Source organism: Marinobacter salinexigens, assembly GCF_008370345.1.
Taxonomy (GTDB): Bacteria; Pseudomonadota; Gammaproteobacteria; order Pseudomonadales; family Oleiphilaceae; genus Marinobacter; species Marinobacter salinexigens.
This window is the reverse complement of record NZ_VTUU01000001.1, coordinates 798,238-819,708: the sequence shown is the minus strand read 5'-3', so window position 1 is coordinate 819,708 and position 21,471 is coordinate 798,238. Positions and strand designations below refer to the sequence as shown.

20 protein-coding genes are annotated in these 21,471 nt (G+C 56.0%); 12 read left to right on the top strand and 8 right to left on the bottom strand.

The genetic code is table 11. From position 1 onward, the window contains the following. The first annotated feature begins 155 nt into the window (after window positions 1–155). The 5 genes from atuD (at window position 156) to FWJ25_RS03805 (ending at window position 6,994) form a co-directional block, all read left to right on the top strand. On the top strand, window positions 156–1,316 hold the full coding sequence (gene atuD / locus FWJ25_RS03825; RefSeq protein WP_149598900.1) for a citronellyl-CoA dehydrogenase: 1,161 nt from the start codon (window positions 156–158) through the stop codon (window positions 1,314–1,316). Window positions 1,317–1,336: 20 nt separating this feature from the next. Then, a complete protein-coding gene (locus FWJ25_RS03820; RefSeq protein WP_149598899.1) occupies window positions 1,337–2,158 on the top strand; it encodes an enoyl-CoA hydratase/isomerase family protein in 822 nt (273 codons plus the stop codon). Window positions 2,159–2,303: 145 nt separating this feature from the next. Next, complete coding sequence (locus FWJ25_RS03815) at window positions 2,304–4,271, top strand: acetyl/propionyl/methylcrotonyl-CoA carboxylase subunit alpha (protein WP_149598898.1); 1,968 nt, start codon at window positions 2,304–2,306, stop codon at window positions 4,269–4,271. Further along, window positions 4,271–5,098, top strand: coding sequence for an SDR family oxidoreductase (locus FWJ25_RS03810; RefSeq protein WP_149598897.1), 828 nt, complete (start codon window positions 4,271–4,273; stop codon window positions 5,096–5,098). The genes FWJ25_RS03815 and FWJ25_RS03810 overlap by 1 nt, the downstream gene beginning before the upstream one ends. Before the next feature lie 66 nt (window positions 5,099–5,164). After that, complete coding sequence (locus FWJ25_RS03805) at window positions 5,165–6,994, top strand: long-chain-acyl-CoA synthetase (protein WP_149598896.1); 1,830 nt, start codon at window positions 5,165–5,167, stop codon at window positions 6,992–6,994. 188 nt (window positions 6,995–7,182) lie between these two features. On the opposite strand, the gene FWJ25_RS03800 is transcribed toward FWJ25_RS03805, so the two are convergent. Continuing rightward, a complete protein-coding gene (locus FWJ25_RS03800; protein ID WP_149598895.1) occupies window positions 7,183–8,163 on the bottom strand; it encodes an NADPH:quinone oxidoreductase family protein in 981 nt (326 codons plus the stop codon). Between the two features lie 265 nt (window positions 8,164–8,428). On the opposite strand from FWJ25_RS03800, the gene FWJ25_RS03795 reads away from it, so the two are divergent. The 5 genes from FWJ25_RS03795 (at window position 8,429) to FWJ25_RS03775 (ending at window position 13,127) form a co-directional block, all read left to right on the top strand. Then, complete coding sequence (locus FWJ25_RS03795; protein WP_149598894.1) at window positions 8,429–9,040, top strand: trimeric intracellular cation channel family protein; 612 nt, start codon at window positions 8,429–8,431, stop codon at window positions 9,038–9,040. Window positions 9,041–9,218: 178 nt separating this feature from the next. Beyond that, entirely contained in the window at window positions 9,219–10,517 is a 1,299-nt protein-coding gene (locus FWJ25_RS03790; RefSeq protein ID WP_149598893.1) for an NCS2 family permease, read from the top strand. A 30-nt stretch (window positions 10,518–10,547) separates the two neighbouring features. Then, a complete protein-coding gene (locus FWJ25_RS03785) occupies window positions 10,548–11,090 on the top strand; it encodes an adenine phosphoribosyltransferase (protein ID WP_149598892.1) in 543 nt (180 codons plus the stop codon). Between the two features lie 20 nt (window positions 11,091–11,110). Next, the gene (locus tag FWJ25_RS03780; protein WP_149598891.1) at window positions 11,111–11,773 is read left to right on the top strand and encodes a fumarylacetoacetate hydrolase family protein; all 663 of its coding nucleotides are present in this window, start codon (window positions 11,111–11,113) and stop codon (window positions 11,771–11,773) included. Between the two features lie 46 nt (window positions 11,774–11,819). After that, entirely contained in the window at window positions 11,820–13,127 is a 1,308-nt protein-coding gene (locus FWJ25_RS03775; RefSeq protein WP_149598890.1) for an ABC1 kinase family protein, read from the top strand. A 77-nt stretch (window positions 13,128–13,204) separates the two neighbouring features. On the opposite strand, the gene FWJ25_RS03770 is transcribed toward FWJ25_RS03775, so the two are convergent. Together FWJ25_RS03770 and FWJ25_RS03765 are read right to left on the bottom strand one after the other, a co-directional pair. After that, window positions 13,205–13,879: an SIR2 family NAD-dependent protein deacylase gene (locus tag FWJ25_RS03770; RefSeq protein WP_149598889.1), complete on the bottom strand. Its 675-nt coding sequence runs from the start codon at window positions 13,877–13,879 to the stop codon at window positions 13,205–13,207. Then, a complete protein-coding gene (locus tag FWJ25_RS03765) occupies window positions 13,879–15,282 on the bottom strand; it encodes a D-2-hydroxyglutarate dehydrogenase (RefSeq protein WP_149598888.1) in 1,404 nt (467 codons plus the stop codon). The genes FWJ25_RS03770 and FWJ25_RS03765 overlap by 1 nt, the downstream gene beginning before the upstream one ends. A gap of 190 nt (window positions 15,283–15,472) precedes the next feature. Between FWJ25_RS03765 and serA the strand changes: the two genes are divergently transcribed. Beyond that, complete coding sequence (serA, locus tag FWJ25_RS03760; protein WP_149598887.1) at window positions 15,473–16,702, top strand: phosphoglycerate dehydrogenase; 1,230 nt, start codon at window positions 15,473–15,475, stop codon at window positions 16,700–16,702. A gap of 76 nt (window positions 16,703–16,778) precedes the next feature. Here serA and FWJ25_RS03755 read toward each other — a convergent pair whose 3' ends face one another. Together FWJ25_RS03755 and FWJ25_RS03750 are read right to left on the bottom strand one after the other, a co-directional pair. After that, the gene (locus tag FWJ25_RS03755; RefSeq protein WP_149598886.1) at window positions 16,779–17,435 is read right to left on the bottom strand and encodes a YiaD family glycine zipper/OmpA-like lipoprotein; all 657 of its coding nucleotides are present in this window, start codon (window positions 17,433–17,435) and stop codon (window positions 16,779–16,781) included. Window positions 17,436–17,476: 41 nt separating this feature from the next. After that, entirely contained in the window at window positions 17,477–18,484 is a 1,008-nt protein-coding gene (locus FWJ25_RS03750; RefSeq protein ID WP_149598885.1) for an alpha/beta hydrolase, read from the bottom strand. A 79-nt stretch (window positions 18,485–18,563) separates the two neighbouring features. Between FWJ25_RS03750 and FWJ25_RS03745 the strand changes: the two genes are divergently transcribed. After that, window positions 18,564–19,457, top strand: a complete 894-nt coding sequence (locus tag FWJ25_RS03745) for an alpha/beta hydrolase (RefSeq protein ID WP_149598884.1) — start codon at window positions 18,564–18,566, stop codon at window positions 19,455–19,457. On the opposite strand, the gene FWJ25_RS03740 is transcribed toward FWJ25_RS03745, so the two are convergent. Genes FWJ25_RS03740 through FWJ25_RS03730 form a run of 3 tightly spaced genes read right to left on the bottom strand, consistent with a single transcriptional unit; the run spans window position 19,435 to window position 21,463 of the window. Continuing rightward, on the bottom strand, window positions 19,435–19,713 hold the full coding sequence (locus tag FWJ25_RS03740; RefSeq protein WP_149598883.1) for a GIY-YIG nuclease family protein: 279 nt from the start codon (window positions 19,711–19,713) through the stop codon (window positions 19,435–19,437). The genes FWJ25_RS03745 and FWJ25_RS03740 overlap by 23 nt on opposite strands. Next, window positions 19,703–20,611, bottom strand: a complete 909-nt coding sequence (locus tag FWJ25_RS03735) for a DMT family transporter (protein ID WP_149598882.1) — start codon at window positions 20,609–20,611, stop codon at window positions 19,703–19,705. Before FWJ25_RS03735 ends, FWJ25_RS03740 begins: the two co-directional genes overlap by 11 nt. A 51-nt stretch (window positions 20,612–20,662) precedes the next feature. After that, window positions 20,663–21,463, bottom strand: coding sequence for a mechanosensitive ion channel family protein (locus tag FWJ25_RS03730; protein WP_149598881.1), 801 nt, complete (start codon window positions 21,461–21,463; stop codon window positions 20,663–20,665). Window positions 21,464–21,471 lie beyond the last annotated feature (8 nt).

The window sequence follows — 21,471 nt, the reverse complement described above, 5'->3', positions numbered from 1 at the left end:
CGACATTTTTGGAACGCTCTGCCCAGCCGATTCAGGAACTACGGTGATGGCCTCAGTTCAGATAGAACAAAACAGAGTGCAACGGAATTAGCAGAGATAGCGGGCAACTAACAGATCCATCAGGCACGAACTCACAACATCAGGAGAACAAGAACGTGAAATTCACAGCCGAACACGAAGCCCTGAGAAAAACCGTACGGGATTTCGTTGAAAAGGAAATCAACCCGCATTGCGACGAATGGGAAGAAGCCGGCACGTTTCCCATCCATGAGCTGTTCAAGAAACTCGGCGGCCTTGGTCTTCTCGGCGTTCAGAAGCCGGAAGAATACGGCGGCATGGGTCTGGATTACAGCTACAACCTGGTAGTTGCTGAAGAACTCGGTATGGCCCACTGCGGTGGCGTGCCATTGGCAATTGGCGTGCAGACAGATATGTGTACCCCGGCCATGGCGCGCTTCGGCTCGGATGAACTGAAAAGAGATTTTCTGGCCCCGGCCATTGCCGGTGACATGGTCGGCTGCATCGGTGTGAGCGAAGTAGGTGCGGGCTCAGATGTCGCAGGCATGAAAACCACCGCCCGAAAGGATGGCGATGACTACATCATCAACGGCTCAAAAATGTGGATCACCAACAGCCCGCAGGCCGACTTTATCTGCCTGCTGGCCAATACCAGCGACGACAAACCCCATAAGAACAAATCACTGATCGTGGTACCCATGAACTCACCGGGCATCTCATTCAGCCCACACCTGAACAAACTCGGCATGAGGTCGTCCGAAACCGCCCAAATCTTCTTCGACGATGTTCGTGTGCCACAACGGAATCGGATAGGCGCCGAAGGTACCGGATTCATGATGCAGATGCTGCAATTCCAGGAGGAGCGGATGTGGGGTGCAGCCAACGTGATCAAGGCACTGGAAAACTGCATTAACCAAACCATCGACTACTGCCGGGAGCGCAAGACCTTTGGCCAACCGCTGATCGACAACCAGGTCATCCACTTCCGCCTCGCTGAGCTCCAGACCGAAGTCGAAGCATTGCGCGCCCTCACCTACCAGGCCTGCGAACTGCACATCGAAGGCAAGGATGTTACCCGCCTCGCCTCAATGGCCAAACTCAAGGCCGGACGTCTGGGCCGCGAGGTTACCGACAGCTGCCTCCAGTATTGGGGAGGCATGGGCTATATGTGGGACAACCCACTATCACGTGCATTCCGGGATGTACGTCTCGTGTCCATTGGCGGTGGTGCAGACGAAATCATGCTCGGAATCATCTGCAAGATGATGGGTACATTGCCTGGCAAAACCCGCTCTTAACGTTGGTGGAGGAACAGTCAATGGCATCCTTTCCTCATTGCGAAACACTGCTACTTGAGAAGAACGGCCCGGCGCTGCACGTCACCATCAATCGCCCGGACGTCCGCAACGCCATGAGCCTGCAAATGGTGGCTGAACTTTCAACCGTGTTCAGCCAGATCGAATCGGACCTGCACATCCGGGCCGTGGTCATTCGTGGTGCCGGTGGGCATTTCTGCGCTGGTGGCGACATCAAGGACATGGCCGGAGCACGGGGGCAACAGGCCGGAGATGGCGAAGCTGATCCGTTCTACCGGCTAAACCGGGCCTTCGGTCAGATGATCCAGCAGGTCAACGAATCCAGCAAAGTCGTCATCGCCGTAACCGAAGGCGCAGTGATGGGTGGAGGATTCGGCCTGGCCTGCGTCTCCGACGTCGCCATCGCCGGGGCAACCGCCAAATTCGGCATGCCGGAAACCACTCTCGGCGTCATACCAGCCCAGATTGCCCCGTTTGTGGTGGAACGCATCGGCCTGACCCAGGCCCGAAGGTTGGCTCTGCTGGGACTGCGAATCGGCGCCGAAGAAGCGTGTCGTCTCGGCATCGTTCATCAGACAGCACATTCCGATGACGAGCTCCGGGAAATGATCGGCCAGGCCATCGAACGAGTGCGTCACTGCGCTCCGGTGGCAACCGCTGAAACCAAAGCGCTACTGCACCGGGTCGGCCATGAATCCATGAGCGGCTTACTGGACAGTGCAGCGGAGAAATTCGCCGAGGCTATACGAGGCGATGAAGGCGCAGAAGGCACCCTGGCCTTCATGCAGAAGCGCCCGCCCGCCTGGGCAGGAAATCAAGAATGATCGCGGAGAGGGTATGCAGGTAGGGGGCATCAGAAAATGTTGGAGGCCAAGGATGGCCGGAAACAAGCGCACATGGACGTGCTCGTAGCGGTTTTCTGATGCCCCCTACCTGCATACCCGCCCCCCCCAAAGCGAGACCAGAACAATGCTAACTAAACTCCTGATAGCCAACCGAGGCGAAATCGCCGTCAGAGTGATTCGCACAGCAAAATCCCTGGGTTATCGCACAGTAGCCGTTTACTCGGAAGCCGACGCCAACGCCCTGCATGTCGAGATGGCTGATGAGGCCGTTTGCATAGGGCCGGCTCAGGTTTCCGCTTCGTACCTGAATGCGGGAGCCATCCTGGACGCCGCGAAGAAGACCGGTGCCGACTGCATTCACCCCGGCTACGGATTTCTGTCTGAAAATGCCGCCTTTGCCGAAGCCTGCGAGACAGCCGGTATAGTCTTCGTTGGCCCGCCAGCGTCCGCCATCGAACTTATGGGCAGCAAACGACGCTCCAAAATTGCCATGCAGGACGCCGGCGTTCCCGTTGTCCCCGGTTACGAAGGCAACAATGCCTCCGATGAAGAACTGATCTCCGCAGCCTCAGACATCGGCTACCCGCTGATGATCAAAGCCTCAGCCGGTGGCGGTGGACGGGGAATGCGACTGGTTCAGAACGACAGCGAACTGGCCGACAACATCAAACGTGCACGCTCCGAAGCCAGACAGGCCTTTGGCGATGACGAACTGATCCTGGAAAAAGCGGTTATCGAACCCCGGCACGTTGAGATACAGGTCTTCGCAGACCAGCACGGCAACGCCGTTTATCTTGGAGAGCGGGACTGTTCCATCCAGCGCAGACACCAGAAAGTGGTTGAAGAAGCCCCGTCTCCTTTCGTCACCCCGGAACTCCGGGAAGCGATGGGGCAAGCTGCGGTAAAAGCGGCGTTAGCCTGCCAGTACGAAGGCGCAGGTACCGTCGAATTCCTGGTGGACAAGGACCGGAATTTCTACTTCCTGGAAATGAACACCCGGCTTCAGGTAGAGCACCCGGTGACTGAATTGATTACCGGACAGGATCTTGTCGCCTGGCAGCTGTCAGTTGCCGAAGGCCTTCCGCTGCCGCTGAGCCAGAACCAGATAAAACTGGATGGCCACGCCATCGAAGTCCGCCTCTATGCCGAGGATCCCGCACAGGAATTTACACCTCAAACCGGTGTCCTGCAGCAATTCCGTCCAGCACAGGGCGATGGCATCCGCTTCGACACCGGCGTTCGCTCAGGCGACAGCGTTACCCCGCACTACGACCCGATGCTGGCAAAGGTCATTGCCTGGGGCTGCAACCGGGACGAAGCCCGGCGCCGGCTGATTCGCGCACTCGAGGATACGACGATTTTCGGCGTAACCACCAACCGGCACTTTCTCAGCCGCATCATCAGCAACGACACCTTCGGTGAAGGTGAGGCAACGACCGCGTTCCTGCAACAACACCTCAAGGGTGATCCGTCCACCTTGCCTCAGACAATGGGCATACGGGAACTCGCCATTGCTGGCGGCATTCTGAACCACGGCATTTCAGGCCAAGCGACCTGGAGCAACACGCTCACCACGGCGACACCACTGAAACTTGAAGCGGGTGAAAGCACCGTTGAATTAACCCTGAGCCACACTGGCAACCTATGGACTGTACGGTCTGGCACCAGCACACACAGTTTTGAAGTTGTAAGCATGGATCAGGATGAGCTGTGCATTATCGACAACGGCATTCGTCAGCGTTGCCAATATCATCGTCAGGGTGATTACCTATATTTGCAGGCATCCGGCCAATCCTGGTCTGTCAGAGATGTGACCCATCAACCGACAGAAACCACAGGTGGAACCTGCAATGGCCGGGTACAGGCAACTATGGACGGTGCAGTTATCGATGTGTTGATTGAACCCGGTGCCCAGGTGCAACGGGGCGACACTCTGGTGGTGCTGGAAGCCATGAAAATGGAGCATCCGGTGAAAGCCGGCCGTGATGGTATCGCGGGTCAGCTTCTGGTCAACAAAGGGGACCAGGTCCAGCGTAACCAGTTACTGATGGAAGTCATAACAATTGATAACACTGAACAGGAGAATGCCTGATGGACAAGTTAAGCAGTCGAACCATATTTATTACCGGGGGGAGCCGGGGTATCGGCAGAGCCATCGCTCTGGCCTGCGCCAAACAAGGGGCCAATGTGGTGATCGCCGCCAAATCCGACACTCCCCACCCTAAACTTCCTGGCACCATCCATACGGTTGCTGAAGAAATCGAGGCTGCGGGTGGCAAAGCCCTGCCTTTGGTACTGGATGTCCGTAATGAGGACCAGGTAAAGCAGCGGATAGATGAAGCCGCGGAACATTTTGGTGGCATTGACGCTCTGGTCAATAACGCAGGCGCAATCCGGTTAACCGGTGTTGAGAACCTGAAGGTCAGCCGCTACGACCTTATGCATCAGGTAAACGCCCGTGCGGTGTTCTCCTGCAGTCAGGCCGCTTTGCCGTATCTCAGGACTTCGGATCAGGCTCATATCCTCAGCCTTTCGCCGCCGCTGAACCTGGATAAAAAGTGGTTCGCCCAATATGGGCCCTACACCACAACGAAATATGCGATGACTATGCTGAGCATGGGCATGGCCGAAGAATTTAAACGTTACGGTATTGCTGTGAATACCCTTTGGCCGAAAACCCTGATATCCACTGCAGCCATCGAATTTGAGGCAGGTGGTGCAGAATTGATGGCCCACGGCAGGAAACCCGAGATTATGGCCGATGCCGCTGTCAGCATCCTGGGCAAGAGTGCCAGCGAACTCAGCGGTGAAAACCTCATTGATGAAAATGTCCTCAGAGCCGAGGGCGTAACGGACTTTGATCACTACCGGTATAGCGCTGGTAACAAACAACTGATGCCGGATCTGTTTCTGGAGTAACCCCATCTGACCCCGGGGCAAGGAACAGACAAAACAGAAAATAATGGACTGCCTACGGGAGCAATCATGACTGACAACACAGTATCAGCCCTGGACATCGCACGCAGCCTGCCTGGCGTCCTGCGGCGCCTGCCCTCTATTGCGAAAGGGTTTTACTACTACGCGGTCGACAATGAGAACAAGGAGTTAACCCTTGGTACTCTGATCGAACAAAACGCTGAAAAATACGCCCAACGCCCCGCCGTACTCTTTGAAGACCGCTCCCTGAGCTGGCGTGAATTCAACGGCTGGGCCAACCAGATTGCCCGCTTCTTACAGGCCCGGGGCCTGCAAAAAGGCGACGCCATCGCGGTATTACTGGAAAACCGGCCGGAGTTGCTGGCCGTCGTTGCCGGTGCAGCCAAGCTTGGCGTAGCCTGCGCCATGCTTAACACCTCCCAGAAAGGCAAGGTACTCACCCACTCCATAAACCTGATAGAGCCCTCAATGGTGGTGGTTGGTGAAGAACTCGTCGAAACGTTCAACGATGTTCGGGACGATCTGAAAACAGGACATGCCAACCCATTCCTGTTTATGGCAGACACCAATACACTGGCCGTTTTCGGCGACGAACCGGAGGGCTACCTGAACATGGCCCAGGCCGTCAGCACCTATAACCGCGACAACCCGGTCCTGAGCGACTCGCCAAAGATGGGCGACACGGCGGTATACATTTATACCTCCGGCACAACAGGACTGCCCAAAGCGGCACCCGGCTCACACCGGAAGTTCATCAAGGCCTACGGTGGTTTTGGCCTGATGTCCCTCTCCATGGAACCCGAAGACGTACTTTATTGCACACTCCCCCTTTACCACGCGACCGCTCTGATCGTCTGCTGGGGCTCGGTCCTCGCTGGCGGATCGGCGATTGCCATCCGGAGAAAGTTCTCTGCAAGCGCATTCTGGAACGACATCCGCCGCTACCACGCCACCACGTTCGGCTATGTTGGCGAGCTCTGCCGTTACCTGCTGAATCAGCCAGCAAGTGATCAGGATCGAAACCACAGCCTGACCAAGATGATAGGCAACGGCCTGCGCCCCTCGATATGGAAAGAGTTCAAGGATCGCTTTGGCATCGAAAAAGTCGCGGAACTCTATGCCTCCAGCGAGGGCAATATCGGCTTCAGCAATTTCTTCAACATGGACAACACCGTCGGTTTCTCCACGGCACCCTATAAACTCGTGAAGTTCCATGACGGCACGCGGGACCCGATCCGCAACAGCCGAGGCTTCATGGAAGAGGTCGACAAGGGCGAACCCGGGCTGCTGATCGGCGAAATCACCAAAAAGTGGGCCTTCGAGGGCTACACCCAGAAAGAAGCCACCGAAAAATCCATCCTGAGGGACGGGTTCAAAAAAGGTGACTCCTGGTTCAACACTGGCGATGTACTTCGTGAAATCGGCTGCCGCCACCTGCAGTTTGTGGATCGTATGGGCGATACCTTCCGCTGGAAAGGCGAGAACGTATCGACCACGGAAGTTGAAAACATCCTCGACGGCTCGGGCATGCTCGAAGAGGCCATCGTATACGGCATCGAGATTCCCAATACCAACGGCAAGGCCGGAATGGTTACGCTGGTTCCCCAGAACAATGGAAAGGACTTCGACATCAACCGGCTGTTTGCCTACCTGAAAGACAACCTGCCGCCCTATGCCATTCCCGTGTTCGTGCGCGTGACTCACGCCATCGAAAAAACCGGTACGTTCAAATACCGGAAAGTGGACATCCAGAAACTCGGCTACTCTCTGGATCGCCCCCACGAAGAGGTGTTCGCCTGGCTACCGCGCTCAGACGGTTACACCCGGCTCACACCGGAACTGGCCGGCGATATTGATTCCGGCAATGTGAACTTCTGACTTTCGGAATGAGCGGTCTCAAACGGCTCCCAGCCTGCGTGGTTGGGAGTTAGTGAGTGGTGGGGCCCACGCCCAAAAACCGCTACTAGCACATCCATGTGCGCTTGGCTCCGGCCATCCATGGCCTCCGACATTTTTGGGCGTGGGCCCCACCACTCACTTATCCGACCTTAGGGGGATAGGGATGTTCAGGAGCCGATTTTAAGCACCACTTTTCCGGTAGCCTTGCGACCTGTCAAAGCTCCCAGAGCATCAACATACTCATCGAATTCGTAGACCTGGCTGATCTTCGGATCGATCTTGCCTTCCGCGAACAGTTTCATCAGATCCATCATGTTCTGTGCATTCACTTCCGGTTCACGGCGAGTGAAGTCACCCCAGAAAACGCCCACAACGGAGCAGCCCTTGAGCAATGTGAGGTTGGCGGGGATTTTCGGGATGTCACCAGCCGCAAAGCCGATCACCAGATGGCGGCCGTTCCAGGCCATTGCACGCAGAGCTTGCTCGGTGAATTCACCACCGACTGGATCGTAGATAACATCCACGCCTTTGCCCTTGGTGAGATTCTTGGCGGCGTCCTTGAGGGACTCTTCCGAGTAGTTGATGACCTCATCTGCGCCCGCCGCTTTGGCGATTTCCAGTTTCTCCGCGGTGCTTGCGGCGGCGATGACCCGTGCGCCCATGGCCTTACCAAGTTCTACCGTTGCCAACCCAACACCACCACTGGCGCCCAACACTAACAACGTTTCGCCGGGCTGGATGTTCGCACGCTGTTTCAGAGCGTAGTAGGACGTGCCATAAACCATGGTGAACGCAGCAGCCTTCTCGTCTGACATGCTATCCGGCACCGGTAGCAACCGGTCTTCAGCCACCACAATTTCTTCCGCAAAGGCACCAAAGCCGGTCAGCCCGGCTACACGATCACCGGGTTTGAATCGGGTCACCTGCTCCCCGACTTCCATCACTTCACCCGACATTTCACCACCCGGTGAGAACGGAAGCGGTGGTTTGAACTGGTATTTGTTCTCGATTATCAGGGTATCCGGGAAATTGAGGCCGGCCGCTTTCACGCGGATTTTCACTCCACGCCCTTTCACGTCCGGGCTGGGAACGTCTTCAATGACCAGTTTGTCCGCCGTGCCGTATTCCTTGCATAGGATTGCTTTCATGGATGCTCCTGAGATGACGTTGTTCTTGATTTATATCGTTGACGCTAACCAGAGTAAGGCCATGAAGCAAATCATCATCGCTTATTGAACTTTATTAGTATTATTTATAGGCGGCCCGAAAGGTATCAATGAGGCACATACTGCTATCACAAGTTGATCACCGGACAGATGATTCAAAGCCCTTTTTTCGCTATCCTTCGCACACCTGTTTGGGGCTTGAACCGCCCCGTTGTTGCCGCTTTCCAAGTTCCCTTCAGGGCCTGCCATGTTCGATATTATCTACCTGCTTGAAATGATTGGAATTGTCGCGTTCGCCATCTCCGGCATGATCGTGGCACGCTCCAAGAACATGGATCCTGTGGGGGTATTCACCATCGGCTTTATTACGGCGTTGGGCGGTGGAACCCTTCGCGACCTGATGATGGACAACCATCCGCTGTACTGGATCAAGCATCAGGAGCAGCCGATTCTTATTCTATGCATGGCGATTGTATTCAGTTACTGGAACCGGGCCGAGCGTATCCGGGAATCCCGGATCGTGTTCCCGGATGCTATCGGCCTGGGGATCTTTTCAATCCTGGGGGCGCAGCTTGCCCTGGATCTGGGCCATTCCTGGTTCATTGCGTCGTTGCTCGGCGTGATGACCGGCACCTTCGGCGGCGCGCTTCGTGACACCCTCTGCAACGAAGTTCCGTTCATTTTCCGAAAAGATCAGATCTACGCCTCGATCTCATTTGCCGGTTGTTGGCTATATTTCGTGTGTCAGTGGTATTTCCATAACGAGACACTGCCGCTCACCATTGGCCTTCTGTTTATCGTAATTGTACGGATGGCAGCCGTACGTTTTGATATCCGGCTGCAACGGGACAAGGCCTGACGGGGCTTTGATATCCGGGCACTACCGATCCATCAGAGGCTACAACTGAACCACAGATCATCCCTTGGCCTGAGGATCATCAGCCGGTAACATTGCCGTTTTTTCACGCTAGTTCGGTTTCCGTTCAAACCAGATTCCCAAACTTTCACATTTTGGCACCCTGAAAGGCAGGCACGTCATGCTAGAGCGACTGTTCCAACTCCAGGCCCACGGCACCACTGTTCGCAGAGAAGTGGTCGCGGGCATCACCACCTTCCTGACCATGGCGTACATTATCGTGGTCAACCCCAGTATCCTGTCCGCCACAGGCATGGACTTTGGCGCCGTCTTCGTCGCCACCTGCCTGGCAGCCACCATCGGCACGCTGATCATGGGCTTGTGGGCAAACTACCCAATTGCCCTTGCTCCGGGTATGGGTCTGAATGCCTTCTTCTCCTTCACGGTAGTGGGGAGCATGGGATACAGCTGGCAGGTAGCGCTGGGCGCGGTCTTCCTGTCGGGCCTGATCTTCTTTCTGCTCAGTATCTTCAAGGTGCGGGAGTGGATCATCAACAGCATCCCGATGTCACTGCGTTTCGGCATTTCCGCAGGTATCGGTTTTTTTCTGGCGCTGATCGCACTCAAGAATGCCGGTGTGGTAGTTGATCACCCAGCCACACTCGTCGGCCTTGGCGATGTCAAAGTAGCCGAAAGCCTGCTGTTCTTCGGTGGTTTTGTGCTGATCTGCGCTCTGTCTTTCCGCCAGATTACCGGCGCTGTGATGATTGGCATCATCGCTGTGACAGCTGTTGCGATGATGCTGGGCATGGTGGAGTTTGATGGATTCATTTCCGCACCTCCGAGCCTGGCACCTACCTTCCTGGAGCTCGATATTGCCGGCGCTCTCAATGTGGGGCTGGTGAGCATTGTGTTTGCATTCCTGTTTGTAGATCTGTTTGACACCTCCGGCACCCTGATCGGCGCCGCCCAGAGAGGGAATCTGCTGGACAAGGACGGTAAGCTGCCACGCCTCGGTCGCGCTCTGATGTCAGACTCCGTTGCCACCATGTCCGGTGCCGCCCTGGGTACCTCCACAACCACCAGCTACATCGAGTCTACCGCGGGTATTGCCGCCGGTGGCCGTACCGGCCTGACAGCCGTTGTTGTGGCCCTGCTGTTCCTTGCCTGCCTGTTGCTGTCGCCTATCGCCAGCATCATTCCGGCCTACGCCACGGCTCCCGCCCTGCTCTATGTCGCCGTACTCATGGCCGGCGGCCTGAAACTGGTGGACTGGGATGACATCACCGATGCCGCACCTGCTGTCGTAACCGCACTGATGATGCCACTGACCTTCTCAATCGCTAACGGCATCGCCCTGGGCTTCATTACCTATGCGATCGTCAAGGCACTGAGTGGCCGCTGGTCTGATCTGAATGCCAGCGTGGTAACCATTGCCGTCATATTCATTCTGAAATTCATTTTCCTGGATGCGGCCTGATCCGCATCCTGAGTACCAGCGGGAACTGTCATGGATTATTTCTCCGAAAACATCAAGAAGGCCATTCGCACCGTACCCGACTGGCCAAAGCCCGGTGTTGCTTTCCGGGACATCACTACCGTTCTGCAGGACAAAACAGCTTTCCGGAAGCTGATTGACGCGTTCGTTCATCGCTACCACGGACAGCACATCGACGCTGTAGCCGCGGTGGATGCCCGGGGTTTTATCATTGGCTCAGCACTCGCCTACGAACTTAACGCCTCACTGGTACTGGTTCGCAAGAAAGGCAAGCTGCCGTTCGATACCCTGGTTGAAGACTACGAACTGGAGTACGGGACTGCCTCTGTCGAACTGCATAAAGACGCGTTCAAACCCGGCGACAAAGTGGTTCTGATAGACGACCTGATTGCTACCGGCGGAACCATGCTGGCAGCGTCCCGCCTTATCCGCCGGATAGGCGCAGAGATTGTGGAAGTCGCCGCGATGATTGACCTCCCCGACCTGGGAGGTTCACGCAAGCTGCAGGAAGAAGGTCTAGAGGTTTATACTGTCTGTTCTTTTGACGGCGAGTAACTGACATCAGGGGGAAGGCCATGCAGGATTACCAACACCACTGGAAAGATGGCACTCCGGTTCACCTTCCCCTTGGCAAGATCGTCTGCGTCGGGCGCAACTACGCAGAACACGCCCGTGAACTGAACAACCCGATTCCAGACGAACCTCTGCTCTTCATCAAGCCATCGACATCCGCGGTGTACATGACCCGACCGCTTGAGGTTCCCAGAGACCGGGGTGATGTCCACTTTGAAACCGAACTCGCAGTTCTCATTGGCCGCCCGCTCTCCAATGCCTCAGACAGCGAAGCGGAAGCGGCCATTCTTGGCTATGGCCTCGCTCTGGATCTCACCCTGCGCGATGTCCAGAGCCAGCTGAAGGCCAAGGGGCAACCTTGGGAACGAGCCAAGGCATTCGATGGTGCCTGCCCACTGTCACCGTTTATTCCAGCTGACAGGTTCACCGGAACCGACATCCGCTTCACCCTGGACATAGACGGCGACCGTCAGCAAACCGGCGATACCGGGGACATGCTGAACCCCATTATTCCGCTCATAGCCCACATGAGCAGCCAGTTTTCTCTTCTCCCCGGTGACGTGATCCTTACCGGGACCCCGAAGGGCGTCGGCCCGCTCATCTCTGGCCAGACCCTTTCTCTGGAACTGGAAGACCTGCTTTTCGTGGAGACGAAAGTAGCTTAACGTGTCTGTTGGAAATCCCGATCCGCATTAAGGACGTACAACAGGCATGGCCAAGAAACCGGTGACCTCCCGCAGTGGGCGATTCCTCAAACTCGCAGGCATGACAGCTTCTGTTGCCGGACAATATGCCGGTCAGAAAGCTCGCCGCATGTTCCGTTCGGAGAATGACGAAGGCGCCCAGAGCGAAAGTTATACCCGTATGGCAGGACAGATTGCCGATACGCTGGGAGAGCTCAAGGGCGCAGTGATGAAGGTTGGCCAGATCGCCTCCCAGACTCAGGACTTTCTGCCCCGGGAATTTTCAGAAGCCCTCGAAAAACTTCAGAAAGAAGCCCCTCCCATGCCGTTCGAGGTTATCGTCCAGCAAATTGAATCGGAGCTGGGCAAGCCCATCCCCGCGCTGTTCGAATACCTTCAGGAAACACCCTACGCAGCGGCTTCCATCGGCCAGGTACATCGGGGCCGGCTGCTCGACGGCACAGATGTCATTGTGAAGGTCCAATACCCCGGTGTGGATGAGTCCTGTGACTCAGACCTGAAACAGCTGAGATTAGCCCTCAAGCTTGGCGGCCTGCTGAAGATGCCCAAGGAGTCCGTCGACCAGCTATTCGCCGAGATCCGGGAACGACTCAAGGAAGAACTGGACTACGAGAACGAAGCCAGGAACCTCCAGATGTTCCGCGATTTCCACAAGGACCAACCCTGGGTCCATATTCCTCAAGTCATTTCAGGCCATTCCACTCGTCGCGTCCTCACAATGGAACTAATTGAGGGCGATCACGTGAGCAAGGTAAACCGCGACCGATATGACCAGGGCACCATCAACCTGATCGGACAGCGGATCTTCGAGTTGATGGCTGACCAACTGTTCCGGTTCCAGTGCATCCACGGCGATCCACACGCTGGCAACTTCGCGTACCGGCCTGATGGCTCAATCGTGATGTATGACTTTGGCTGCGTGAAAAAGCTCAAGCCAGAGATTGTCGAAGCGTACCGGAATGCGCTGACAGCCGCCCTGTCGGAAGACTATGAAGCCCTTGATCGTTACCTGATTGATCTTGGTGCCCGGGTCAGCAATCAGCCAGCGGTGGATGAAGCCTACTACGCCATGTGGCGAGACATTCTGATCGTGCCGTTTGAGCAGGAGGGATTCTATGACTTTGCCGAAGCCGAAATTCACAAGCAGGTAGCGGCCAAAACCAGCACGGTTTTCAAATACCTGGATCGATTCAAGCCTCCAGTGGAAAGCATCTTTATAGACCGCATGATTGCGGGTCATTACTGGATGCTGAAACGGCTGGGCGTACAGGCAGCCTTCCGAGCGGAACTGGACAAGTATTTAAACGACCACTAAACACTATCGTTTTGAATTGCCCGCTTTTTGGATTGCCCGACCCCAGTGGCCAGTTATTCACGAATTCAGGATCGCTTCTATAGCCGGCTGATCCATTCTGCAACGCCTTCGGAAGCCCGTTTCCGTATCACGCGGGCCCGGGACACCGAAGCCGGCTCACCAGGGTCAATAACCGTGATAGGAACATCAACGTCCACTTCGTGAACCAACCCCGCCGCCGGATACACCTGCAAAGATGTGCCCACAATCAGCAACTGGTCCGCCGTGCTCACAACCTCCGCCGCAGATTCCAGCATCGGCACCTCTTCACCAAACCAGACGATATGAGGACGCAGCTGAGCCCCGCGTTCACAGGTGTCGCCCGGTTTGATATCGCGATAGCCGATATCGTAAACCAGCTCCGGATAATGGGAGCTGCGAGCCTTAGTGAGCTCACCGTGAAGATGAATCACGTTGCTGGAGCCACCCCGTTCATGCAGGTTGTCCACATTCTGGGTGACCACAGTTACCCGAAAACGCTCTTCCAGGCTGGCCAGCAGCCGATGAGCCTGATTCGGCTCAACGTCCCTGAGCTGGCGCCGCCGTTCATTGTAGAAACGCAGTACCAGCTCCTGATTACGGGCGAAAGCTTCCGGGGTCGCCACGTCGTAGACACTGTGTTGCTCCCACAGTCCGCCGTTGTCCCGGAACGTGGATAGACCACTTTCAGCGCTGATGCCAGCGCCAGTGAGTACGACGATATGTTGCTGCATCAGTCGAAGATCTTGCCCGGATTCATCACACCGTTCGGGTCAAATACCTGCTTGATCCCCTTCAGGTAGGCAATCTCCGCCTCACTGCGGGTGTACTGCAGGTAGGGCTTCTTGGTCATACCAACGCCATGCTCGGCAGAAACACTGCCTTCATAGCGTTCAACAATCTCAAACACCCACTTATTAACCTGCTGGCATTTTTCGAAGAAATCTTCCTTCGCCATGTTTTCCGGCTTCAGGATATTCAGGTGCAGGTTACCGTCGCCGATGTGGCCGAACCAGATGATCTCAAAATCCGGATAATGCTCGGTGACAACGCTGTCAATTTCCTGCAGGAATTCCGGCACCCTGGAAACAATCACAGAAATATCATTTTTGTAAGGGATACGCGGCGCGATGGATTCAGAAATGCGCTCGCGCAACTGCCACAGGTTCTGGGCCTGGGTCTCACTCTGGCTGATTACGCCATCCAGCACCCAGCCATTTTCGACACACTGTTCAAACAGGGCCATGGCATCGTCCATCACCTGATCAGATACCGCTTCAAACTCCAGCAATGCGTAGTAAGGCGCTGCTGTTTCAAAAGGCGCCTGCACCTGACCGTGAGCCAGCACATGCCCCATTGCCTGATGGGAGAAAAACTCGTAGGCAGTCAGATCCAGCTTCTGCTGGAACGCTTCGAGTACGTCCATAGTGTTGGTGAGATCGTTCAGGCCCAGCACCAGTACAGTGAGATCATCCGGCTGGCGTGTCAGCTTCATGGTGGCTTCAGTAATGAAGCCCAGCGTTCCTTCAGCACCGATAAACAAGTGCCGCAGATCGTAGCCGGTGTTGTTCTTGGCCAGATCCTTGTTCAGATCCAGAATATCGCCCTTACCGGTGACCACTTTCAGACCCGCAACCCAGTCACGGCTCATGCCATAACGGATAACCTTGATGCCCCCGGCATTGGTGGACAGGTTGCCTCCCAGTTGACTGGAACCTGCCGATGCGAAATCCACCGGGTAATAAAGCCCGTTTTCTTCAGCAAAGTTCTGCAGCTGTTCAGTCACAACCCCTGCCTGGCAGCGAACGGTCCGATCGCTGGCATTGAAATCGAGGATCTGATTCATGTTGTCGAACGCAACAACCACTTCTCCATTCGCCGCGACAGCCCCGGCGCTCAGACCAGTCCGACCACCAGATGGAACCAGGGCAACCTGGTTATCATTGGCAAACTTCACCAGCGCCTGGATCTGTTCCGTGGTCTTGGGCAACGCGATCGCTAGTGGCTTGGGCGGATAGATTTTGGTCCAGTCCTTGCCATAGGTATCCAGGTCGTCCGGGTCCGTCAGCACCTTACCCGGAGCATCGCCGGTGGCCAGGAGGTCTTTGATGGCAGCAATGATCTGTTCGGAGTTCATGTGATGTGTCAGTCTCGTCAGGGTTGGGCCGGTCCCAAAAGTACTGGTATCAAGGGGAATTGACTCAGATAAACCGGCGCGCTGTGAAAATCTGCGTTTATGGTATCATACCGCCCCTGTTCTGTGATCCAGCCCGGACGGACGCTGGCCACAGGTCATTTCACGTGACGAAAGGTTCGGAAGCAAGCCCATGTCAAATACGTCTCTTGAAAAGAGCAAAATCCGGATTCTGCTGCTGGAAGGCGTTCATCAATCTGCGATTGATACCCTGAATGCTGCAGGCTACACCAACATCGAGTACCTGACTCACTCACTGGCTGAGGAAGACCTGATCGAGAAGATCGCAGACGCGCACTTCGTCGGTATCCGGTCCCGCACCCAGCTGACAGAAAATGTATTTGAGGCTGCCAAGAAACTGGTGGCAGTGGGCTGCTTCTGTATCGGTACCAACCAGGTAGACCTGAAGGCCGCTACACGCCGCGGTATTGCGGTCTTCAACGCGCCGTTCTCCAACACCCGCTCCGTTGCTGAACTGGTGCTGGCCCAGGCTATCCTGCTGCTGCGCGGCATTCCGGAGAAAAGTGCCAAGGCGCACCGTGGCGAGTGGATCAAATCCGCCAAGGACAGCTACGAGATCCGTGGCAAGAAGCTTGGCATTATCGGCTACGGCAACATCGGCACCCAGTTCAGTGTTCTTGCCGAAGCGCTGGGCATGGAAGTCTACTTCTACGACGTAGTCTCCAAACTGTCCATCGGTAACGCCACCCAGGTCGGCACCATGCAGGAACTGCTCAACATTGCCGATGTTGTTTCCCTGCACGTTCCTGAGACGCCGGCCACCAAGTACATGTTCAAGGCCGAGCAGTTTGCCCAGATGAAACCTGGCAGCATTCTGATGAACGCCTCCCGCGGTACCGTTGTTGACATCGAAGCGCTCGCCGACGCACTGAGCTCCGGCAAGCTGCTGGGTGCCGCCGTGGATGTATTCCCGGTTGAGCCGAAGTCCAACAACGAAGAGTTCGTCTCTCCGCTGCGTGAATTCGACAACTGCATCCTGACACCGCACGTCGGTGGCTCCACCATGGAAGCCCAGGAAAATATCGGTCGCGAAGTTGCCGAGAAGCTGGCCATGTATAGCGACAACGGCACGTCGGTTTCCTCCGTTAACTTCCCGGAAGTTGCCCTGCCCTCACATCCGGATCAGCACCGCCTGCTGCACATTCACGAGAACGTGCCGGGCGTCATGTCCGAAATCAACCAGGTGTTCTCCGAGAATGGCATCAACGTCTGTGGCCAGTACCTGCAGACCAAGGAAGATATCGGCTACGTCGTAGTAGACGTCGACAAGGCCTATGGCGAACTGGCGCTTGAGAAGCTACTCAAGGTCAAAGGCACCATCCGTTGCCGCGTACTGTTCTGAGCCGTCACTGACGGTTAATGAACAAAAAAGCCGGAGCTCAGCTCCGGCTTTTTTATATCTGCTGTCCTGCCGATACTTACTGCATCGGAACCAGGGTCAGCTCAACGCGACGGTTCTGCTCACGACCAGCCGCAGTGTCGTTTGAAGCAACAGGGTAACGCTCGCCATAGCCCACGGCACGGGTACGGCTGGACTGAATGCCCTGATTGAGCAGGAAGTCCCGGACGGAGCTTGCCCGCTTCTCACTCAGCAGCTGGTTATAGCTGTCAGAACCTGAACTGTCGGTGTGACCTTCGATCTGAATGATGGTCTTGTCAAACTCAGCCAGTACCAGAGCAACCGACTCCAGCGTGCCACTGAATGACGGCTTGATGGATGCCTGGTTCAGGTCAAACGTGATGTTGCCCGGCATAACCAGCTCAATCTGATCACCGTTGCGCACAACCCGGACACCACTACCTTCCAGCTTGGCCCGCAACTGGGCTTCCTGGCGATCCATGTAGTAACCGATACCACCACCCACAGCCGCACCACCCGCTGCGCCGATCAAGGCACCTTTGGTGCGGTCGCTCTTACTGGAGGTCGCGGCACCAATGGCAGCACCACCGATTGCACCAATAATGCTGCCGGTAGTGGCATTGGAAGTTTTTTCCTCGCCAGTGTACGGATCGTAGGTCATACAACCGCCGAGAGTAACCGTCGCAACGGTAAGCGCAAAAATAGTCTTTTTCACAGCATTCTCCTGTGCCGATTTATTTCCGGTGGACGCCCCTGTCAGCGGCGCGCCTCCGAGTCATTCATGAATGAGTCAATGATGGTATTGAACACGGTTGCCTGCAAATCCTGGGCTTCATTCACCAGATGGTGACGGCCATCAGGAACTCTCACTTCCTCTACCCCGGCGAACTTGTTCCTGATAATCCGGAGATTATGCTGCCAGTCCACCGTCTGGTCCTTCTCCCCCTGGACAACCGTAACCGGAAAATCCACGGGGCGGGCAGACTCAATATGAGGAACCCACTTTCGCAAGGCACTCACCCAGTCCACATGGACCGCCCGGGCCTGCAGAGGATCGTGATCCCGCAGGAACCTCAGGAAACGGGTGTTGCCACTATTCGCACCAAATACCCGACGCCAGCGGGAGATAAATGGTTTCATAACGCTATGTAATATTTTGGCGCCGAGCCAGCCCGCAGGCCTGACCAGTGGCGCCAGAAGTACCACCGAACGAAAGTCCGATGTTGCCCTCGAATGGTGGTTGGACAGCAGATAATCAATCAATATCGCACCACCGGTGCTTTGCCCGACTGCATACCAAGGGCCCCGAACTTTACCTTTCACCTGGGTGAGCACATCAGATAACACACCCTGATATTCCAGAAAGCTACCGATTGCAGCCGGTGTGCCACTAGACAGGCCATGGCCCGGCTGATCATAGGCCAACACGTCAAATCCGGCCCCGAGACAACGTTCAATTAACTGGCTGTACAGCCCGACATGGTCAAAATAGCCATGAAAAATAAAAACGGTACCCCGTTCACCACGGCTGTCCGGCAAGCGGTAATAGTGCACCATCACCTGGTGCCCGCCGGCGTTCACATAGCCCTGATGGTAGGTCACCTCAGGGTGTTCAACCCAGAGGTCCAGGCCGTAGAACCGGCAATAACCAACCATTTCATCGCTGAGTTCGCCGGAACTGGCCGGATCGAAGCGTACAAGACGTTCCAACAGGGAATGCCTGTCCCAATCTGGTATTTCTATGGTATCTGTTTTCCAGTACACGTAGAGTTAAACGCCTGTCATGATTGATTAGTTAGCTGATGGGTTTCTAATCGTAACCTATCACGGGGAGAGAACACAGATGCTGCAACACCTTCTGGAGGCCGGCCTGAGGCAGACCATGACGCGCCTGGTGCGTCCACTACTGACTCCGGCCCTGCCCGTATCACTCCAGAGAACGCTTATTGCCCAGGCTTACCGCAGCTCAATCCCGCCCCGGGGGAGCCTATTCACTAAAGAGATCCTAGCTACAGTACCCGTGACCCGGTGTCAGTATGGTGAAAGCACACGGGGCGTCATACTATACCTCCACGGCGGCGGCTACATCATAGGCTCCAGCAAAACACATCGCGGTTTGACCGGTCATCTGGCCAAGACCTCCGGCTGCGAAGTGATCGCTCCGGATTATCGCCTGGCCCCCGAGCACCCCTTCCCGGCAGCGCTGGAGGATGCTCTTGCGGTCTATCAGAGTCTGCTGTCACAGGGCTGCAACGCCGGCGACATTGCAGTTGCGGGGGATTCTGCCGGCGGTGGGTTGACCATAACCCTGGCTCTGCGGCTAAAAGAACTGGGGCTGCCACTGCCGTCATCCCTGACCGTATTTTCTCCATGGACCGACCTGACCCAAACAAACCTGTACTCACCGGAATGCGAACCGGTGCTACAGGAAGCCTGGACGGAGAAGGCCGCAACACTCTATGCGGGCAAAGAAGCTCTGACCAATCCCCTGATCTCCCCGGTTTTCGGCGACCTGAGCGGACTACCGCCATTGCTGATTCAGGTAGGTAGCGAGGAAATCCTGCTGAATGATGCCGAGCGGCTTGCGAAAGTTGCCGATCGGGACGATGTCGAGGTGCGGTTAGAGGTGTACAACAGCCTCTGGCATGTTTTCCAGGTGCACAGCGGCCAACTCGAAAGAGCGACCACCGCCCTGGAGGCCGCAGGCCGCCACATCAAAGCTCATCTGGCAGGCTGACGTCGCCACGAAGCAAGGCTTCTTTTCGTGTCCTGGGCCACTGCTTGATTCGGGCTTCCAGCCGCGACGCCCGGCTCCGGTCGCCCACCTGGGCGTGGAACTCCAAAGTTAGCGGACCTTTCCCTCTGAGACTCCGGGCGCCCTTGGGCGCGCCCGCCTGATGCTCGCTGAAACGACGCTGTACGTCCGTCGTAATCCCGGTATAGAGTGCGCCGCGGGCTGTCCTCACCATGTAGAGAAACCAGTCAGGCTTCATTGGCCAGCCCCCTTTCACGATTGCGCACCTTCACCTGCTGCAACCAAAGGCCGGCCATAATGAGAACCAACCCCACATAGGTCGAAGGCAGTATCTGTTCACCAAGAATGAAGTAAATGAATACCAGGGACAGGAACGGCGAGATAAAGATGAGGTTGCTGACCCGTGACGTGTTTTCCGCTTTCTTCATGGCGTAGGACCAGAGTACAAAGGCCACACCCATCTCGAAAACACCCACGTAGATCGCTGCTCCGAAGGCCGTCCCCGAGCCCAGCGAAAAGCCTTCGGTCCACCAGCAGATCAGCGTAATCACCGGCAAACCAAAAACAAAATTCAGAAACAGACCGACCACCGGGTCACGGGTATCTCTCGTGGCGATGATCCAGTACGAAGCCCATACCAGTGTGCTGGCAATGGCCAGAGCCACGCCGAGGGGATCAGAAAAACTCAGAGAGGTAACCGCGCCACGAGTCGCAATCACCACAACCCCCGTGTAGCAGATAAGACCCGCAATAATATCCAGGCGGCGCAACCGCTGCCCCAGAAACGGTACCGAAAGATAAGCCAGAACCAGCGCCCACGTATAGTTCAGCGGCTGCGCCTCCTGGGCCGGAAGGCGATCAAAGGCTCCGAACAATACGAAATAGTAGAGACAGGGGTTAATCAGCCCCATTCCGAAGGACTGGATATACTGCCTCCGGTTCAGTTGAAACACCTGTGACCACCGTCCCTGCAGCATCAGTATCACCGCCATTACAGCAATAGAGGACACACAGGCGATCAGCAGCATCTGCACGGGAGCCAGATCTCTCAGGGCCAGTTTGAAAGCGGTCGCCACAGTTGACCAAAGCAGAACGGTCGCGAGACCAAAAAACATCGCCTGCTTCTGGTTCGGCATCAGTAAACTCCTTGAATATCAGGAACAGTAAATCAGCAAGCGGAGAGGGCTTCAGTCGCCGGCTACCGGAGCAGAAACAAATCCTACTCCCTCTGCGGCCAGGACCCCAGCACCACGGGCAGTAAGGTCAGTGACGAAGTGAAACTGCTCCTTTGGCTCATTCGGATAGGCTTTTACCCGGTACTTCATTCCCCACGGCTGGTTCGAAACAACCACCGTTACCGGCATCCACGTGCGGGTCATGGGGCTGGTGAAGGCGACATCCCGCAGCAGGCTCAGCACGCGACGAACATCATGGTTCGGTTCCAGATAGAATTCCGCTACGCACATCAGATTATCAGTACCGTCGTTGCCGTTGGATATCAGCGAGTTCCAGAGGGTACTGTGGGGAATGATGACAACGGAATCGTCCGGCGTGACAATCTCTGCCGTGCGGGAACCGATGTAGCGGACTTCGCCGTATTTTCCGTCCACTTCGATCCAGTCACCCGGGCGGTAAGGCATTTCGTAGAGGGTCACGATGCCTGCAATGAGACTGTTAGCGTAGTCTTTCAGAGCAAACCCCACCGCCAGCCCAAGGGCCCCGAATATAGCCACCATGTTCTCGAAGGATGGCTCGATCAGAATCGGCACCACAATAATGATGGTGGCGATAATGATCAAAAGCCTCAGCAAAGGCACCATTGCCAGCAGGTACAGACGGGGTTTGCCCCCGACCTTGCCCGCCAGTTTTGGAAGGGCTTTCTGAATAGCAAAAACGAGCGCCGACGCGATCAAAATCACCAGCAGAGCCTGCAGCAATGCCTCAGAGGTTACGGTGGCAAACGCGTCTTTCAGGCCAAGATCACCCACATCCTACT

Bases quoted from the DNA above. Each gene is read 5' to 3' on its own strand.
- FWJ25_RS03820 (WP_149598899.1), top strand. From the start codon at position 1,337: ATGGCATCCTTTCCTCATTGCGAAACACTGCTACTTGAGAAGAACGGC.
- FWJ25_RS03815 (WP_149598898.1), top strand. From the start codon at position 2,304: ATGCTAACTAAACTCCTGATAGCCAACCGAGGCGAAATCGCCGTCAGA.
- FWJ25_RS03810 (WP_149598897.1), top strand. From the start codon at position 4,271: ATGGACAAGTTAAGCAGTCGAACCATATTTATTACCGGGGGGAGCCGG.
- FWJ25_RS03805 (WP_149598896.1), top strand. From the start codon at position 5,165: ATGACTGACAACACAGTATCAGCCCTGGACATCGCACGCAGCCTGCCT.
- FWJ25_RS03800 (WP_149598895.1), bottom strand. From the start codon at position 8,163: ATGAAAGCAATCCTATGCAAGGAATACGGCACGGCGGACAAACTGGTC.
- FWJ25_RS03795 (WP_149598894.1), top strand. From the start codon at position 8,429: ATGTTCGATATTATCTACCTGCTTGAAATGATTGGAATTGTCGCGTTC.
- FWJ25_RS03790 (WP_149598893.1), top strand. From the start codon at position 9,219: ATGCTAGAGCGACTGTTCCAACTCCAGGCCCACGGCACCACTGTTCGC.
- FWJ25_RS03785 (WP_149598892.1), top strand. From the start codon at position 10,548: ATGGATTATTTCTCCGAAAACATCAAGAAGGCCATTCGCACCGTACCC.
- FWJ25_RS03780 (WP_149598891.1), top strand. From the start codon at position 11,111: ATGCAGGATTACCAACACCACTGGAAAGATGGCACTCCGGTTCACCTT.
- FWJ25_RS03775 (WP_149598890.1), top strand. From the start codon at position 11,820: ATGGCCAAGAAACCGGTGACCTCCCGCAGTGGGCGATTCCTCAAACTC.
- FWJ25_RS03770 (WP_149598889.1), bottom strand. From the start codon at position 13,879: ATGCAGCAACATATCGTCGTACTCACTGGCGCTGGCATCAGCGCTGAA.
- FWJ25_RS03765 (WP_149598888.1), bottom strand. From the start codon at position 15,282: ATGAACTCCGAACAGATCATTGCTGCCATCAAAGACCTCCTGGCCACC.
- serA (WP_149598887.1), top strand. From the start codon at position 15,473: ATGTCAAATACGTCTCTTGAAAAGAGCAAAATCCGGATTCTGCTGCTG.
- FWJ25_RS03745 (WP_149598884.1), top strand. From the start codon at position 18,564: ATGCTGCAACACCTTCTGGAGGCCGGCCTGAGGCAGACCATGACGCGC.
- FWJ25_RS03740 (WP_149598883.1), bottom strand. From the start codon at position 19,713: ATGAAGCCTGACTGGTTTCTCTACATGGTGAGGACAGCCCGCGGCGCA.
- FWJ25_RS03735 (WP_149598882.1), bottom strand. From the start codon at position 20,611: ATGCCGAACCAGAAGCAGGCGATGTTTTTTGGTCTCGCGACCGTTCTG.